Genomic DNA, 16,386 nt, shown 5'->3' on the forward strand with positions numbered 1-16,386 from the left:
AGGTGCTCCAGATGAGTGCAGTGCTCGACCAAGCGGTCAACCAAATCGTCGACGGGCTGCGTTCGCTCGCCAACGTGATGCGGGAACCGGACTCGCTCCACCTCGCCTCCACCCACGTGGCCATGGAGCGCCTCCACGCCTGCCTGCCGCTGCTGTCCAACGCAGACGCCGCGTTCGCTTTCCTCTGCGACCGGGACGGCGCCGGCGCCCTTGTCGGCGCGAACCACGCCGTGGAGTATCTGACACGGAGCTTGGGCTTGTCCCGTCGAGAAGCATTCGCTCTCTTGGAGCAGGGCAAGAGGCTCTACGGCGAACCCGAGGTGCCCGAGCCGGAGCCGAGCGAAAACAAAGAGGACCGCAAACGCAAGGAGCAGGAGGCGGAAGCGCGGCGAAAGAAGGCGCGCGAGGCGCAGGAGCGGGCACGCCGGGCAGCCGAGAAGGCCAACGCAGAGAAGAAGCGCATCATCACCAACGCGCTCAAAGACCTCAACGAGCACGCCAACCCCGGCTACGAGGAGATCCTCGCCGAAGCAATGGAGGCAGCCGAATCCCTCACCGCCGAGGAGCTCCGGAAGTTCGTCCGCGACCAGGTCAAGCGCGCCAACAAGCGCGGACGCGACTACGACGGCGAGAAAGACCCCCTCGCCGCATGGAAGAAGCGCGGCATCTGGCTCGGGGAACCGGACGCGGACGGCGGCTCCTATTTCAATGGCTACCTCGATGCCGCGTCGCGGGCGAAGCTAGAGGCCTGTCTTGCCGCCGGCGACCACATGGGGTCCAACATGGAAGGCGAGGACGCCGCGAAGCGGGACAGCCGGCGCAAGCACCAGCGCCACTTCGACCAACTCATGAACGTGCTCGACCGCTACGGCGATGCCGCCACAAAGTCCCGCGGCGGCGTGGGCACGGTGGTGATCTCGCTTACCCTCGACGACCTCTTAGAGGCGGACGCCTTCACCGAGTTCCCCACCAACACCTCGGTGTCGCTGACCCCGCTCGACATCGTGCGTTTGGGGCTTGCCGGGGACAGCTTCATCCTCCAGCTCGACTCGGCCACCGGCGTCCCGCTTTCCCTCGGCCGCACCCGCCTTGCCTCCGTGGAGCAGAAGCTTGTGTTACTGGCGATGCAGAGCGTGTGCGCATGGAACGGCTGCACCAAGCCGGGCGTCGAACTCGAGGCCCACCACCTGGACTCCTACCTCAGCGGCGGGCTGACCAGCATCGACAACCTGGTCCTGCTGTGCCGCGAGCACCACATGTGCAACAACGACAACAAAGACGGCGCCGGCAACAAGGGCCACTTCGGCCGCGACTCCGACACCGGCGACGTGTACTACCACCCCGCCAACGGAGATCCGCCGAGGCACACCAGCACCTACCAGTACTGCAATTCACCTGGTCAGAGGCTTGCCAAAAAGGCGAGGTCACGGCACGGCGGCAACCACAACCGCCCGCCGGACCCTGCCCTATTCGACCCGGACGGTTAAACCGCCCCTGCCTTCACCAGCGTCCACGCGTACTCGAACGCGGTCTGCTTCCACTTGGCGTAGCGGCCCGACACGCCGCCGTGCCCCGCGGACATCTCCGTCTTCAGCAGGACCTCGCCTGCGGTGCCCACCTCGCGCAGCTTTGCCACCCACTTCGCGGGCTCGACGTAGAGCACGCGGGTGTCGTTCAGGCTGGTCACCGCGAGGATGTCCGGGTAGTCCTGGGCGGTGATGTTCTCGTACGGGGCGTACGTCGCCATGTAGTCGTACACCTCAGGGTCGTGGTACGGGTCGCCCCACTCTTCCCACTCCCCCACCGTCAGCGGAAGCTCGGGCTTGAGGATGGAGGTCAGCGGGTCCACGAATGGCACGATCGCGAGGATGCCGGCGAACTTCTCCGGCGCCATGTTTGCCACCGCGCCCATGAGCAGGCCGCCGGCGGAGCCGCCCTCGGCCACCAGCTGCTCGGGGGTGGTCAGGCCCAGCTCCACGATGCGGTCGGCGCACGCGATGAAGTCCGTGAACGTGTTGGTCTTGTGCAGCATCTTGCCGTTGTCGTACCACGCGCGGCCCATCTCGCCGCCGCCGCGCACGTGGGCGCACACCCACACCATGCCGCGGTCGAGCAAACTCAACCGTGCCACGGAGAACCCGGGGTCCGTGGATGCCTCGTACGAGCCGTAGCCGTACAGCAGCGCGGGCGCGGGGCCTTCGACGCCCTTGCGGCGCACCACCGAAATCGGCACCTGTTCCCCGTCCGGGGCGGTTGCCCACTCGCGGTAAGCCTCGTACTCGTCCGGGTTGTAGCCGCCTTCGACCTCTTTCTCCTTCAGCAGGGTCAGCTCGCCGGTCGCCACCGTGTAGTCCAGCACCTGCGAGGGCTGGATGTAGGAGGAGTACACGATGCGCACCACCGGGGCCTCCCACTCCGGGTTGCCGCCGAGGCCGACGGTGTAGAGCTCCTCGGAGAACTCCAACTCCTTGAACTCGCCGAAGCCGCCGTCGAGCGACGCCACGGCCAGCCGCGGGATCCCGCCGCGCCGGTACGCCATGAACATGAAGTCGCGGTAGGTGTCGATCGCCTCGACGCGCACGGTCTCGGAGTGCTCCACCAGCACCGGCAGCTCCCGCAGGGGTGGCACAGCTCCGACGGGTGTCGTCGCCACGCAGAAGTTCGCCCCGTGAGCGTTGTGCGTGACCACCCACTGCTCTTCGCCGTCGACGACGCAGAAGTCCGGGTGGTACTCGATGCCGGCCTCGCGCTCCCACAGCACCTCGAACTCGCCGGTGGGATCAGTCATGTCGAGCACGCGGTACTCGGAGGTCAGCGACGAAGACGCGATGATCATGAGGAAGCGTTCCGCGCGATCCGCGCCCACACCGACGCCGAACTTCTCGTCCGTCTCCTCGTGCACCAGCACGTCCTCGGCAGAAGGCGTGCCCAGCTTGTGGCGCCAGATCTGGTGGGGCCGCCAAGCATCGTCGCAGCGGACGTAGAACAGGTAGTCCTCGCCCGCCCAGGTCGCGCCGTAGAAGAGGCCCTCGAGCTCGTCGTCGAGCAGCTCCCCGGTCTCGAGGTTCTTGAACCGCATGGTGAAGCGCTCGTCGCCCTCGGTGTCGAAGGAGTACGCGAGCAGGCGACCGGAGGTGGACACGGACGACGCCCCGAGCGAGAAGAACTCGTGCCCGGCGGCGAGCTCGTTGACGTCGAGAAGCACCTGCTCCCCCGGCATGTCCTCGGTGATCTCGGGTGGGGTCCACGGGTCATCCGCGGTCGGAATGCGGCAGGAGATGCCGTAGTCCTTGCCCTCGATGGTGCGGCCGTAGTACCACCAGTCGCCCTGGCGCTGCGGCACGGACATGTCGGTCTCTTTGACGCGGGACTTGATCTCGCCGTAGACGTCGTCCACCAGCCCGGACCAGGCGGACGTTTTCTCCTCCGTATAGGCGTTTTCGGCCTCTAGGTGCGCGATGACCTCGGGGTTGTCCTTGTCGCGCAGCCACTCGTAGTTGTCCACGAACTCGCGGCCGTGAAACTTGCGGACAATCGGGCGTTTCTCAGCTACGGGTGGGATCATGCGTGCTCCCCCGGCCATGCGGAGAAACGGCGGCCAGAAAGGCGCTCGTACGCCTCGATGTAGCGGTCGCGGGTTGCCTCCACGACGGAGCCGGGCAGCTCCGGCGGCGTGGTGCCCTCCTCCTGGTCCCAGCCGGACTTCGGGCCGGTGAGCCAGTTGCGCACGTACTGCTTATCAAAGCTGGGCTGGCTGCGGCCTTCCTCGTAGCTGTCGGCGGGCCAGTAGCGGGAGGAATCCGGCGTGAGCACCTCGTCCGCAAGCACGAGCTCACCGTTTTCGTCCAAGCCGAACTCGAGCTTGGTGTCGGCGAGGATGATGCCCTTGGTCTCCGCGTAGTCGGCGGCGCGGCGATACACCTCGAGTGTGGCGTCCCGCAGGCGCTCGGCAAGGTCCGCGCCGAGCTTGCCCGCCATGTGCTCGAAGGTGACGTTGATGTCGTGGTCGCCCTGCTCGGCCTTGGTGGCGGGGGTGAAAATCGGCTCGTCGAGCTTGGACGCCTCGACCAACCCCTCGGGCAGCTTCACGCCGCAGATGCGGCCGGTGGCGTCGTATTCCTTCTTGCCGGAGCCGGTGAGGTAGCCGCGGGCCACGCACTCGAACGGCACCATGTCCAGCTTCTTCACCACCATTGCGCGGCCGAGGACATCTTCGGGGATGCGCTCGTCGTCGATCGGGCCAGCCAGGTGGTTCGGCACGTCGGACAGCAGGTCGAAGAAGAACATGGAGGTGGCGGTGAGGATCCGCCCCTTGTCCGGGATCGCCGGTTCGAGGGAGAAGTCGAAGGCGGAGATGCGGTCGGTCGCGACCATGAGCAGGGTCTGCTCATCCACCTCGTAGATCTCGCGAACCTTGCCGCCGGAGATGTGTGAGTAATCTGAAAGCTCTGGACGCATGCGCGCTAGTATATGCGCCGTGAAAAACCGCGCTACCGTTGTCCTCCTCCCGCTTCTTCTCGCAGCGTGCACCGCACCTTCGGAGTTCAGCGGGGAGATGCCGGAGTTTTACCCTTCGCGCGACGGCGCCACGTTCCGTTTCGGGCAGACCGCCAAGATCGTCACCGAGGACGTGCGCTACCACGTGCCGGTGCAGTGGGAAGTCACGGTGGATGAGCCCACCACCACCCGCGCGCCCCGCAGCGCCGAACACGCCCGCTCCATCGTGTGCTTCCCTGTCAGCTTCACCCCGGCTGCCATCGGCGAGTTCCCCATGGATGTCACGGTCGCGTTGCCGGAGCTGTTGCCTATCGACGGCGACCTCGCCGCCAACGTGGCCGACCCAAATTACTGCGGCGATTGGGACATCACCGGCTACACCGGCGAGCTGGAAGCCAACGAAACCTACACCGGCTTTGTGGCCTCCTGGGCTGGCAGCGCCGACCCGGGAATTGTCGGCCGCGGCGTCGAGCTGAAAAGCCGCGACGCCACCCTCACGTGGAAGTAACTACAGGATGTCGCCCGGGGTGTAGGCGGCGGCCTGCGGATGCGCGTCGACAAGCTGTTGCACCCTCGCGAGCACCCGGTCCACCTGGGACTCCGCCGCGCCGATGAAGGCGTGGCGATCCGAAAGTGCCTCCTCCAACTGCGCCTGATCCAGCGGCAGGCGCTCGTCGTCCGCGAGGCGCTCCACCAGGTTCTGTTCCGCGCCGCGCTCGCGCATGTCCAGCGCCATGGACACCGCGTTTTCCTTGATCACCTCGTGCGCCGTCTCGCGGCCCACGCCGGCGCGCACGGATGCCATGAGGATGCGCGTGGTGGCCAGGAAAGGCAGGTAGCGGTCCAGTTCGCGGTTGATCATGGCCGGGAAGGCGCCGAACTCGTCGAGGACGGTGAGCATGGTCTCCAGCTGGCCGTCGATGGCGAAGAACGCGTCCGGCAGCGCCACGCGGCGCACCACGGAGCAGAACACGTCGCCCTCGTTCCACTGCTGGCCGGACAAATCCGCCACCATCGTGAGGTAGCCGCGGAGGATGACCTGGAAGCCGCCGACGCGCTCGCAGGAACGCGCGTTCATCTTGTGCGGCATGGCGGAAGAGCCAACCTGGCCTTCCTTGAAGCCCTCGGTGACGGTTTCGTTGCCGGCCATGAGCCGGATCGTGGTGGCCAGCGAGGACGGGCCCGCGCCCAGCTGCACCAGTGAGGACACGACGTCGAAGTCGAGGGAGCGCGGGTAGACCTGCCCCACCGAATCAAACACGCGGTCAAAGCCGAGGCCTGAAGCGATGCCCTGCTCGAGCTGGGAAAGCTTCTCCTCGTCGCCGCCCATGAGGTCCAACATGTCCTGCGCGGTGCCCATCGGCCCCTTGATGCCGCGCAGCGGGTACCGCTCCAAAAGCTCCTCAATGCGCTCAACCGCAACTAGAATCTCGTCGGCGGCGGAGGCGAAACGCTTGCCCAGGGTGGTGGCCTGCGCCGCCACGTTGTGGGAGCGACCGGCCATGACCAGGGACTTGTACTCGCCGGCGCGGTTGCCCACGGCCTTCAGCAGCGCAATCGCCTTGTCACGTGTGAGCTCGAGGGCGCGGCGCACCTGCAGCTGCTCCACATTCTCGGTGAGGTCGCGCGAGGTCATGCCCTTGTGGATTTCCTCGTGGCCCGCCAGCGCGTTGAACTCCTCGATGCGCGCCTTCACGTCGTGGCGGGTGACCCGCTCGCGCTCAGCAATGGAATCCAGGTCCACCTGGTCGATGACCTTCTCGTAGTCCTCGATCGCGCCCGGTTCCACGGCGACACCGAGCTCCTGCTGCGCCTTCAGCACCGCGATCCAGAGCTGGCGCTCCAGGATGATCTTGTGCTCCGGGGCCCACAGGGTGGCCATCTCCGGGGAGGCGTAACGGTTACTCAAAACATTCGCGTTGTTCGGCTTCACGGCATTCATCATAGGGAGATCGCCCCCTCGATCGCGGGGCGGGCGATGTCCTTGCGGTAAAATGCCCCGGGAAGTTCGATGCCGGAGATAACCTCGTACGCCTCCGCCACGGCTTCCTCGAGCGTCGCGCCCTGCCCGACCACGCCGAGCACGCGGCCGCCGGAGGCAACATACTCGCCGTCCTCCAACGCAGTGCCGGCGTGCAGCACCCGCGAAGGATCGTCCAGCGCCTCGCCGCTCACAACCCCACCGGTCTTGGCCGCCTGCGGGTAGCCCTCGGCGGCCAGCACCACCATGGCGGCGAAGCCGTCGCGCCACTGCAGCGGCTCCACCTCGTCCAGGCGGCCCTCCGCGACGGCGAGCAGCACGTCCGCCAGCGGGGTTTCCAGTAGCGACAGCACAGCCTGCGTCTCGGGGTCGCCGAAGCGGGCGTTGAACTCCACCACTGCCGGGCCTTCCGGCCCCCAAGCGGCGCCGACGTACAAAAGGCCCTGGTACGGGGTCCCGCGGCGCACCATCTCTTCCGCAACCGGGCGCGCGATCGCATCCACGATGGTCTGGACACCGTCCTCGGGCAGCCACGGCAGCGGCGCGTAGGCGCCCATGCCGCCGGTGTTGGGCCCCTCGTCGTTGTCGTAGGCGCGCTTGTGGTCCTGCGCCGGCAGCAGCGGCACCACCGTCTCGCCGTCCACCAGGCAGAACAGGGAGACCTCGGGGCCTTCCAGGAAGGATTCGAACAACACCGGGTTGCCAGCCTCGAGCACCGCCTCCGCGTGCGCCTTCGCCTCGGCGCGGTCCTCGGTGACCACCACGCCCTTGCCGCCTGCCAGGCCGTCGTCTTTGACCACGTAGCGCGGGCCGTACTCGTTCAGCGCGGGTTCAACGTCTTCCGGCTTCTCAACGCGGGTCGCGGACGCAGTCAGCACACCCGCCGCGGACATCACGTCCTTGGCAAAGGCCTTGGACCCCTCGAGTTGCGCCGCGGCCTTCGTCGGGCCGAACACCGGCACGCCCGCTTCAACGAGCGCGTCCGCCGCACCCGCTACCAGGGGCACTTCCGGACCGATCACCACAAGCTCCGCGTTGGTTTCGCGGGCCAGTTCCACGATGGCCTGGGGCGAGGCGACGTCGACGGAACGTACCGTCGCCAAGCGGGACATGCCCGCGTTACCCGGTGCGACCGTGAGATCGTGGCCTTGCATTGCGTTGAGTAGGGCGTGTTCGCGGCCGCCCGAACCGATGACAAGGATGCGCATGCGCCCCAATTTACCGGTAGCGTCGACAAGTATGAGCACCGTATTCAGCAAGATCATCGCAGGCGACATCCCGGGGCGCATCGTGTACCAGGACGACACTGTCGCAGCCTTCCTCACCATCGAGCCGGTCGCGTACGGCCACACGCTGGTCGTGCCGGTCGAGGAGATCGACAAGTGGACCGACATCCCGGCGGACCTGTGGGCGCACATGAACGAGGTCGCCCAAAACATCGGCGCGGTCATCGTGGACAAGTTCGACGCGGAGCGCGCCGGCTACCTCATCGCCGGCTTCGAGGTGCCACACGCCCACATCCACGTCTTCCCCGCCAACGACATGTCAGGCTACACGCTTTCCAGCGCGATGCGCCACGACGAGACCGACGCAGCGAAGATGGACGCCGCCGCGGAAACCATCCGAGAAGCTCTTAAAGCGCAGGAAGCGAAATAGTAAACGTCGAGCCCTCGCCCGGCGCGGTGACCACCTTCACGGTGCCGCCGTGCGCCTCAATGAGGGATTTGGTGATGGCCAAACCCAGCCCGGAGCCGCCGGTCGCACGGTTGCGGGATGAGTCGGCGCGGTAGAAGCGCTCGAAGATGTGCTCCGCGTCCTTGGCCTCCATGCCGCAGCCGTTGTCGGCGACGTCGATGACCATGCGGTCGAGGTTTTTCCGGATGGTCACTGTGACCTCAGCGTCCGGGCCCGCGTGCTTGTAGGCGTTAGTGATCAGGTTCACCAGCACTTGGTGCAGCCGGTCCGGGTCGCCGTTGACCTGCGCGATGTCCGGGGTGTCCGTGATGACTTCCACCGTGCGGTCCGGGAACGCGGCATCGACGGTGCTTTTTGCGGCGAGCACCCATTCCAGCACGTCCATCGGCTTCTTTTCTAGCCGTGCGCCCTCGGCACGGGTCAACGCCAGCAGGTCCTCCACCAGCAGCTGCATGCGGGCGGATTCTTCATCGATCTTGCCCAGGACCATGTCTGGGTCGTTCGCCATACCCTTGCGGTACAGCTCCGTGTACCCGCGAACGCTGGTCAGGGGCGTGCGCAGCTCGTGAGAAGCATCGCCGACGAAGCGGCGCATTTGCTCCTCCTGGGTGCGAGCGTTGTCCAGGGAATCCTGCAGCTTGGACACCATGGTGTTCATCGCGTAGGACAGACTGCCCACCTCGGTCTCCCGCGGCCATGCGGGCACGCGACTGTCCGTCTCGCCGTTGGCGATCGCCAGCGCCGTGTTCTCCACGATCTTCAGCGGCGCGAGCGCGCGGGCCACCATGTAGTTCGCGGCCACGCCGATGCCGAAGAGCGCCAGCGCGCCCACACCGGCTTCCACCCAAGCGAGCGCGCGCAGCATCTTCGCTTCGGTTTCCAGCGACTTGGCAACGTACTGCACTGTGCCGTCGGACTGTTGGTGCGCCATCGCCCGCCATTTCACGCCTTGGCCTTTATCGTTGACGGACGGGATGGTCGTGGGGTGGTCGAGGCGCTCCACCTTCGAGTAATCAGGCGGGTTCACAGATCCTCTGCGCGGCACCAGCTGGTCGTAGCCGGGGTACAGGGTTGCCTGGTTGAACTCGCTGGGCAGGCTCAAGATGTTGAACTGCCAGGCGGGTGTTTGCTGCGCCCACGTCGCCATGCCCTCGCGCAGCTGGTCGTCAGCCCGGTCGAACAGGAAGTGGCGCATGACAAAGTAGATCAGCACCGAGCTCAGTGTGATGCCGATCGTGAGCGCTGCCATCACCACCGCGACAAGCTGGCGCTTGAGCGGCTTTTTCGACGGCGCCGTTAACACCGAGTAGGGCATGGGACTACTGGCGCGGGGTGCGCAGCACGTAGCCGACACCGCGGACGGTGTGGATCAGTTGCACGTCGCCGGTGTCCACCTTGCGGCGCAGGTAGGAGATGTAGGACTCCACCACGTTGCCGTCGCCGCCGAAGTCGTAGTGCCACACGTTGTCCAGGATCTTCGCCTTGGACACGACAACCTCGGCGTTGAGCATAAGGTAGCGCAGCAGGTTGAACTCGGTGGGCGACAGTTCCACGATTTCGCCGGCCTTGGTCACCTCGTGGGTGTCGTCGTTGAGTGTCAGGTCCGCGTAGCGCAGGGTGGTGTCTTCGTTGGAATCTTCGCTGACGTTGCCGCGGCGCAGGATCACTCGCAGGCGGGTGATCACTTCCTCGAGGGAGAACGGCTTGGTCACGTAGTCGTCCGCGCCGATGGTCAGGCCGTGGATGCGGTCTTCCACCGCGTCCTTGGCGGTGAGGAACAGCACCGGCGCATCCAAACCTTCGGCGCGCAGCTTGCTCAGCAGCTCGAAGCCGTCCATTTCCGGCATCATCACATCGAGGATGTACGCATCCGGTTTCCAGGAATGTGCGAGCTCGATGGCGGCGGGACCAGAGTTAGCGGTCTCCACATCGAACCCTTGGAACTTCAGGGAAACCGTTAACAGCTCCACAATGTTCGGTTCGTCGTCTACGACGAGCACCTTGAGGTTCTGCGAGTTCTCTGCCATGTCAATCACTTTCCGTTTCGTTGCAAGTTCTGCGGCAATTTCTGCGTTGCCAACAAGATAAAGCGATTAAACCGCACAACTCTGCACGTTTCCTGTACGTCCACTGAATGGCTCTAGCGGACTTCCCCCGAAATGTCTCCCCGACAAGAAACCGACAAGCCCCAGAAAAGAATTGGAGCTGGAGACGGGACTTGAACCCGCAACCTACGGTTTACAAGACCGTTGCGCTACCAATTGCGCCACTCCAGCAGTGCAGCAAAATCTTACACACGCCCCACACCTGCGTCACAACTGGCCAACCGATAGTGTGAGCGTGTGGCAGAAGGTAACTCATTGTGGGAGAGGATCTCCGGCTCGCGGCAGCGTGTGGCAACGATTGACGAGGCCCGCACGTCCCCGCCGCCGTCCGTCCTCGCGCCCATCAACCTGGCAGATCCAGCCGAGGTCGCGGCGGTGATGAACATCGCGGCACGCATCGGGGAAATCCTCATCGCGAACGCGACGACGTCGGCGGATGCGGCGAAGCAGATCCACACGGTGTGTTCTTCTTACGGCCTGCACTACGTGCATGTGTCGATCACGGTGAACACGATCACGCTCAACACGATCATCGGCGTGGATCAGCGCACCCCGGTGAATGTGTTCCGCGTGGTCACCATGATCAGCGAGAACTACCACAAGCTGCAGGAAGTGGATCGCCTGATCCGCTCGATTCGTTCTGGCGCGACCCCGCCGGAGATGGCGGAGCGGATCCTCAACGACATCGACACCGCGCCGATCCCCCACCGCAACACCCGCAACCTGGCGGGTTGGACGGTGATGGGTTTCTTCGTGGCGATGCTCCTCGGCGGGGACCTTCTCATGATGGCTGTCGGCGGTCTCACTGCGTTTCTCATCATGGGCTTCAACAAGTTGTTGTCCCGCGGCGGCCTGCCGGCGTTTTTCCACAACGTGATCGGCGGCTTCCTCGCCACCGTCCCCGCGGCAATTACCTACGACTTCTCCGCGTCGATCGGCCGCACAATCGTGCCCAGCCAGCTGATTGCGACGGGCATCATCGTGCTGCTCGCGGGTTTGACCCTTGTGCAGTCGCTTCTCGACGGCGTGACCGGCTCCCCGCTCAACGCCTCCGCCCGCTTCTTTTCCGCCATGCTGAACACCGGCGGCATCGTGGCCGGGGTTGCCAGCGGCGTAGCGGTCTCTGAGATGGTGGGCATGCCCTTGCCACCGATCGAACTCCTGCCCGGCAGCGCCGCGTACTCGAACGCCCTGCTCACCGTAGTTGGTGGTGGGATGGCTGCGGCGGCGTTCGCAGTGTGCTGTTTCGCGGAGCGCGCCGCGATCATTCTGTCGTTTGTCACCGCAGCGCTCGGCTCTGCCTGCTACTACATCCTGCTGGCCCCGCTCGGTCTGGGCAGGCTGTCGGCAACCGCCGCCTGCGCCATCGTGGTGGGTCTCGTCGGCGGCCTGATTTCCCGCCGGTTCTTGATCAACCCGGTGATCACAGCAGTGGCGGGCGTGACCCCGTTCTTGCCCGGTTCGTGGATTTACCGCGGCATGTACGCGTTGATGAACGAGCAGATGCTGCTGGGCATGATGAATTTGTTCACCGCCATCGGCACCTGCATGGCCTTGGCCGCCGGTGTGGTGTTCGGCGAGTGGGTTGCGCGCCGCATCCGCCGGCCGCAGCTGTACGTGCCGTACCAAGCGTTCAAGCGCGCGGGCCGCTTCACGTTCGAGCAGCTGCTCAGGGTGCGGCGACGGAGATAAGTTCATCGCGTAGGATGAAAACCCTTGACGCCTGATGCAAGGAGGAGAACGTAGTGCCACCCAAGATCACCGATTCGCGCCCTACTGCCGAGGCGATGCATGCTGTTGAGGAGCAGACGGCTTCGGGTGCCCGTCGGATCGTGGCAACGTACGCCGAGGATTTCCTGGACGGCGTGACTCTGATGTCCATGCTGGGGGTCGCCCCGAAGGGCTTCGTGTACAAGCGCTACGTGGAGGATTTGGAGCAGGAGGCCGAGGAGGAAGCTCCGAAGAAGGCCACCAAGAAGAAGGCGACGAAGAAGAAAGCCACGAAGAAGAAGGCGACTAAAAAGAAGGCCACCAAGAAGAAAGCCACGAAGAAGAAGGCCACCAAGAAGTCGACGAAGAAGACTGCCAAGAAGGCCTAAATGGGGGACAACGAGTTCGTCGTTGTGGCGAACCGCCTGCCGGTGGACAAGGTGGGAGACCACTACGAGGTCTCCCCTGGCGGCCTGGTCGCTGCCCTCGCTCCGGTGTTGCGTGCCCGTGAGGGCTGTTGGGTGGGGTGGCCCGGCAACATCGGGGAGGCGCTCGAGCCGTTCGAGTTCGGCGGCATCTCTCTTTTGCCTGTCTCCCTCGACCAGGATGATTTTGAGGGCTTCTACGAGGGCTTTTCCAACTCTGCGCTGTGGCCGCTTTACCACGATCTGATTGTCCAGCCGGAGTACAACCAGGCATGGTGGGACCGTTACGTTGAGGTGAACCGCAAGTTCGCGGAGGCAGCCGCGAAGGCCGCCGCCGAAGACGCCACGGTGTGGGTGCAGGATTATCAGCTCCAGCTCGTCCCGGGGATGCTCAAGGAGATCCGCCCGGACGTGACCGTCGGCTTCTTCCTGCACATCCCTTTCCCCGCTCCCGCGTTGTTCCAGCAGCTGCCGTGGCGCGAGGAGATCCTCGAGGGGCTGAAGGGCTGCGATCTGATCGGCTTCCAGCGCCACACCGACGAGGACAACTTCCTCCTACTCACAGACGAGATTCGCACCGGCACCTTCCCCATCTCCATCGATTCGGGGGAGATCGCAACTGCGACAGACGATCAGGTCAAAGCGTTACGTAGCGCCGTCGGCAGCCCGAGGCACCTGCTGCTCGGCGTGGACCGCCTGGACTACACGAAGGGCATCCTGCAGCGCCTGCTGGCCATAGAGTCGTTGCTGGAGGAGGGCAAGCTCTCCGACATCGCGTTTGTCCAGATCGCGACCCCGTCGCGCGAGCGCATTGAGCACTACCGCACCACCCGCAAGCAGGTTGAGGAAGCTATCGGGCGCATCAACGGCCGCTTCGGCGAGGTAGGCCGTCCGATCGTGCACTACGTGCACCGCAGCGTGTCGAAGGAGCACCTGGGCACCTTCTACGCCGCCGCGGACATCATGCTGGTCACCCCGTTCAAGGACGGTATGAATCTGGTGGCCAAGGAGTATGTGGCAGCCCACCCGGACGCGGACGGCGCGCTGGTGCTCTCCGAGTTCGCGGGCGCCGCCGTGGAGCTCGACCAGGCGTACCTGTGCAACCCGTTCGATTTGGAGTCCATCAAGGAGGCGATCCTCGAGGCCACCGACCCGGACCCGGCGCGTATGCGCCACATGCACGACTGGGTGATGGAGCACGATGTGGCCGCGTGGGCGAAGTCTTTCCTGGAGGAGCTGTGAAGCGCGCTCTAGCAATCCTGCCGCTATTCACCCTGGCCGCCTGCGTTTCTGCCCCGACATGGCAGGTTGTCTCGCTGCGCACCAGCGAGGACCAGCCCGCCACTGAGGCGTCGGTGGCGCGCGTGCGTATCGACGACCAAAGGTTCACCGGCACCACCGGTTGCGCCGACGTGTCCGGCTCGTTCGAGGGCGAAGACACCATCACCCTGGAAAACATCAAGCTCAGCGACCCAGGCGATTGCTCCGGCTGGGCCCGCCACACGCACGACCAGATAGAACACTTGCTCACCGCGAACACGACCTTCCGGGTGTCCCACCCCGCGGACTTCGAGATGATCCTTGTGGCAGAATCCGGCGAAACGCTAAGGCTGATGCGATGAGACTTCTCGTGTGTTTGGATTTCGACGGCACTCTCGCCGAGCTGGACCCGGACCCGTACGCGGTCCGCATCCACCCAGAATCAGAAGCCGCCATCCGCCGCCTCGCTGCCATCCCAGAAACGGAAGTGGCGGTCCTCACCGGCCGCCATATCGAGGGCATCAAGCAGGTCCTCCCGCAAAACCTACCGGTCACTCTCGCCGGCTCCCACGGCGCGGAGCCGGGTCCGCAACTCGAAGACCAAGACCGCGCCTACCTCGACCGTATCGAGGACCAGCTACACGCCCTCGCCACCAACGGCGCATACGTGGAGGTCAAGCCGTACCAGCGTGTCCTCCACGTGGCGAAGGTGCAAAACCCGGATACCGCACAAGCCATCCTCGCCGCTGCGAACGCCATCGACACCCAGGGCCGCCCGAAAACCCAGGGCCACAACGTGGTGGAGTTTTCCGCGGTGGAGGTCACCAAGGGCACCTGGCTCAACGCGTACAAGCAGGCCTTCGACCGCACCATTTTCGCCGGCGACGACGACACGGACGAGCACGCGATGGCGGTCCTTACCCCTAACGACCTCGGTATCAAGGTCGGCACAAAGCCATCGGGGGCGACCCGCCGGGTACCGGACGTCGATGCCATGGCACAATTGCTCACCCAACTCGCCGACGAAAGGGAAGCATGGAGCGCCACGCGCTAGTCCACCAGGGCCACGAGCGTCGCTGGATTGAAGTCCCGGGAGACGCCACTGCCCTCCTTGTGGTCCTGCACGGCTCGCTGCAGTCCGGCAACGTGCTGCGCAACTTCACCGACCGCACCTTCGAAGGCCTCGGCCCCACCGTGGTCTACCCGGACGGCGTCAAGCACCACTTCAACGATCTGCGGGCGGGATTCAACGAGGATGCGCGCCGCATGCGCATCGACGACGTCGGTTTCCTCATCAAGCTCGTCGAGCGCTACAGCGCCGACACGGTGATCGGCTGCGGGTTCTCCAACGGCGGGCAGATGATTATGCGCCTGCTTTTCGACGCCCCAGGCCTGCTCACCGGCGCCGCCACCTTCGGCGCGTCGATGCCAACCGCGGACAACACGCTGACCACCGCCGACAACTACCAGCCGACGAAACTCCTGGCCGTCCAGGGCACAAAAGACAAGCTCGTGCCTTACGACGGCGGAATCGCCGGCATCGGCGGCAACAACCGGGGAGAAACCCGGTCCGCCCTCAACTCCGCCGAGTTCTTTGCGAACTTAAACGGCTGCACCGGCCACGTAACGTCGACAAGCGAAAAGCTCCGCGTCGACGATTGGACCGGCGAGCACCCGGTGCGCCTCGTCTCCCTCGAGGGTGCCGGGCACATGGTGCCAGTCAACAAGGACCTCGACCCGCGGCTGGGCCACAACCCGAAGTCCCCTACCGGCGGGGAGCTTATCCGCGAATTCTTCTTTGCCTAGCAAACTCGCTTAACACCACGCCCGCCGCGACGGAGGCGTTGAGAGATTCCACCCAGTCCTCCATGGGCACGGACATGATGACATCGCAGTTTTCACGCACCAGGCGCGAGATGCCCTTGCCTTCCGAGCCGACGACGATGACCACGTTGTCGGTGGCTTGGTCGAAGGTGTCCAGGGTGTGCTCGCCGCCCGCATCGAGGCCGACCACGGTGTAGCCGTTGTCCTTGAACTGCTTGACGGTACGGGTCACGTTGGTCACCCGCGCCACCGGCAGCCGCGCCGCGGTGCCGGCCGATGTCCTCCAGGCCACGCCGGTGACCTGCGCCGAGCGGCGCTCCGGGATGATCACGCCATTACCCCCGAACGCCGCGGTCGAGCGGATCACCGCGCCGAGGTTGCGCGGGTCGGTGATGTTGTCCAGCACCACGAACATGCCGGGGCCGTCCACGGACTCGAGCAAATCATCAAAGTCCGCGTACTTATACGGCTGGATCTTCAGCCCGAGGCCCTGGTGCATGCCGTTGCCGGTCATCGCGTCGAGCTGCTGGCGCGGCACCTCGTGCACCGGTATGCCCTTCGAATTGGCCATGCCGACCGCCTCGCTCAGCCGCTGGTCGTGGCCGGTACCAGCGACCACGTACAGCGCCTCCGCCGGCACCTTCGCCTTGAGGCATTCCACTACCGGGTTGCGGCCGACTACCATGTCGGCGACCTCGCGGTCGTGGCGCCCCTGCGCGCGGCGCTGCCGGTCCAGCTTGCGCTTGTGGGCTGCGTGGTAGACACGGTCTTCCGCTTTCGGGGTTGCGCCCTTGCCGCGCAGGCCGCGGCGGCGCTGCCCGCCGGAGCCCTTCGTGGGCCCCTTCTTGTTCTTCTTTTGCTTGTCAGGCCGCTCATACGGTTTCGCCAT

Annotated in this window: 16 protein-coding genes and 1 tRNA gene; 9 read left to right on the forward strand and 8 right to left on the reverse strand. The window is 65.3% G+C overall.

Features of this window, described 5'->3' with window-relative positions:
• The first annotated feature begins 11 nt into the window (after positions 1-11).
• On the forward strand, positions 12-1,487 hold the full coding sequence (locus tag HMPREF2791_RS04675) for a DUF222 domain-containing protein (protein ID WP_070844572.1): 1,476 nt from the start codon (positions 12-14) through the stop codon (positions 1,485-1,487).
• Here the strand turns inward: HMPREF2791_RS04675 and HMPREF2791_RS04680 are convergent.
• The gene (locus HMPREF2791_RS04680; protein ID WP_141764916.1) at positions 1,484-3,565 is read right to left on the reverse strand and encodes a S9 family peptidase; all 2,082 of its coding nucleotides are present in this window, start codon (positions 3,563-3,565) and stop codon (positions 1,484-1,486) included. The two genes, HMPREF2791_RS04675 and HMPREF2791_RS04680, sit on opposite strands and share 4 nt — an antisense overlap.
• Complete coding sequence (locus HMPREF2791_RS04685) at positions 3,562-4,458, reverse strand: phosphoribosylaminoimidazolesuccinocarboxamide synthase (RefSeq protein WP_070844574.1); 897 nt, start codon at positions 4,456-4,458, stop codon at positions 3,562-3,564. The genes HMPREF2791_RS04680 and HMPREF2791_RS04685 overlap by 4 nt, the downstream gene beginning before the upstream one ends.
• A gap of 19 nt (positions 4,459-4,477) precedes the next feature.
• Between HMPREF2791_RS04685 and HMPREF2791_RS04690 the strand changes: the two genes are divergently transcribed.
• Positions 4,478-5,005, forward strand: coding sequence for a hypothetical protein (locus HMPREF2791_RS04690; RefSeq protein ID WP_070844575.1), 528 nt, complete (start codon positions 4,478-4,480; stop codon positions 5,003-5,005).
• Here the strand turns inward: HMPREF2791_RS04690 and purB are convergent, their stop codons facing one another.
• Both purB and purD read right to left on the reverse strand, forming a co-directional pair.
• Positions 5,006-6,439 carry an adenylosuccinate lyase gene (gene purB / locus HMPREF2791_RS04695; RefSeq protein ID WP_141741350.1) on the reverse strand — a complete coding sequence of 478 codons (1,434 nt, stop codon included), beginning with the start codon at positions 6,437-6,439 and terminating at the stop codon, positions 5,006-5,008.
• Positions 6,439-7,686, reverse strand: a complete 1,248-nt coding sequence (purD, locus tag HMPREF2791_RS04700; protein ID WP_070844576.1) for a phosphoribosylamine--glycine ligase — start codon at positions 7,684-7,686, stop codon at positions 6,439-6,441. The genes purB and purD overlap by 1 nt, the downstream gene beginning before the upstream one ends.
• Positions 7,687-7,717: 31 nt before the next feature.
• On the opposite strand from purD, the gene HMPREF2791_RS04705 reads away from it, so the two are divergent.
• A complete protein-coding gene (locus tag HMPREF2791_RS04705; protein ID WP_070844577.1) occupies positions 7,718-8,134 on the forward strand; it encodes an HIT family protein in 417 nt (138 codons plus the stop codon).
• On the opposite strand, the gene HMPREF2791_RS04710 is transcribed toward HMPREF2791_RS04705, so the two are convergent.
• The 3 genes from HMPREF2791_RS04710 to HMPREF2791_RS04720 all read right to left on the reverse strand — a co-directional run bounded on the left by HMPREF2791_RS04710 (position 8,112) and on the right by HMPREF2791_RS04720 (position 10,449).
• Complete coding sequence (locus tag HMPREF2791_RS04710; RefSeq protein WP_070844578.1) at positions 8,112-9,488, reverse strand: sensor histidine kinase; 1,377 nt, start codon at positions 9,486-9,488, stop codon at positions 8,112-8,114. The genes HMPREF2791_RS04705 and HMPREF2791_RS04710 overlap by 23 nt on opposite strands.
• Positions 9,489-9,492: 4 nt before the next feature.
• Entirely contained in the window at positions 9,493-10,200 is a 708-nt protein-coding gene (locus HMPREF2791_RS04715; protein ID WP_070474645.1) for a response regulator transcription factor, read from the reverse strand.
• Between the two features lie 173 nt (positions 10,201-10,373).
• A tRNA-Thr gene (locus tag HMPREF2791_RS04720) sits at positions 10,374-10,449 on the reverse strand.
• A 207-nt stretch (positions 10,450-10,656) separates the two neighbouring features.
• On the opposite strand from HMPREF2791_RS04720, the gene HMPREF2791_RS04725 reads away from it, so the two are divergent.
• The 6 genes from HMPREF2791_RS04725 to HMPREF2791_RS04750 are packed head-to-tail and all read left to right on the forward strand — an operon-like array spanning position 10,657 to position 15,479.
• The gene (locus HMPREF2791_RS04725; protein WP_141741351.1) at positions 10,657-11,970 is read left to right on the forward strand and encodes a threonine/serine exporter ThrE; all 1,314 of its coding nucleotides are present in this window, start codon (positions 10,657-10,659) and stop codon (positions 11,968-11,970) included.
• A gap of 53 nt (positions 11,971-12,023) precedes the next feature.
• Entirely contained in the window at positions 12,024-12,377 is a 354-nt protein-coding gene (locus HMPREF2791_RS04730) for a hypothetical protein (RefSeq protein WP_070474650.1), read from the forward strand.
• On the forward strand, positions 12,378-13,655 hold the full coding sequence (locus HMPREF2791_RS04735) for an alpha,alpha-trehalose-phosphate synthase (UDP-forming) (RefSeq protein ID WP_070474653.1): 1,278 nt from the start codon (positions 12,378-12,380) through the stop codon (positions 13,653-13,655).
• The gene (locus tag HMPREF2791_RS04740; RefSeq protein WP_070844579.1) at positions 13,652-14,035 is read left to right on the forward strand and encodes an META domain-containing protein; all 384 of its coding nucleotides are present in this window, start codon (positions 13,652-13,654) and stop codon (positions 14,033-14,035) included. Before HMPREF2791_RS04735 ends, HMPREF2791_RS04740 begins: the two co-directional genes overlap by 4 nt.
• The gene (locus HMPREF2791_RS04745; RefSeq protein WP_070844580.1) at positions 14,032-14,727 is read left to right on the forward strand and encodes a trehalose-phosphatase; all 696 of its coding nucleotides are present in this window, start codon (positions 14,032-14,034) and stop codon (positions 14,725-14,727) included. The genes HMPREF2791_RS04740 and HMPREF2791_RS04745 overlap by 4 nt, the downstream gene beginning before the upstream one ends.
• Positions 14,709-15,479, forward strand: a complete 771-nt coding sequence (locus tag HMPREF2791_RS04750) for a CE1 family esterase (protein WP_070844581.1) — start codon at positions 14,709-14,711, stop codon at positions 15,477-15,479. The genes HMPREF2791_RS04745 and HMPREF2791_RS04750 overlap by 19 nt, the downstream gene beginning before the upstream one ends.
• On the opposite strand, the gene rlmB is transcribed toward HMPREF2791_RS04750, so the two are convergent.
• Positions 15,454-16,386, reverse strand: a complete 933-nt coding sequence (gene rlmB, locus HMPREF2791_RS04755; protein ID WP_070844582.1) for a 23S rRNA (guanosine(2251)-2'-O)-methyltransferase RlmB — start codon at positions 16,384-16,386, stop codon at positions 15,454-15,456. The two genes, HMPREF2791_RS04750 and rlmB, sit on opposite strands and share 26 nt — an antisense overlap.

Source organism: Corynebacterium sp. HMSC034A01 (assembly GCF_001838175.1).
GTDB lineage: Bacteria > Actinomycetota > Actinomycetes > Mycobacteriales > Mycobacteriaceae > Corynebacterium.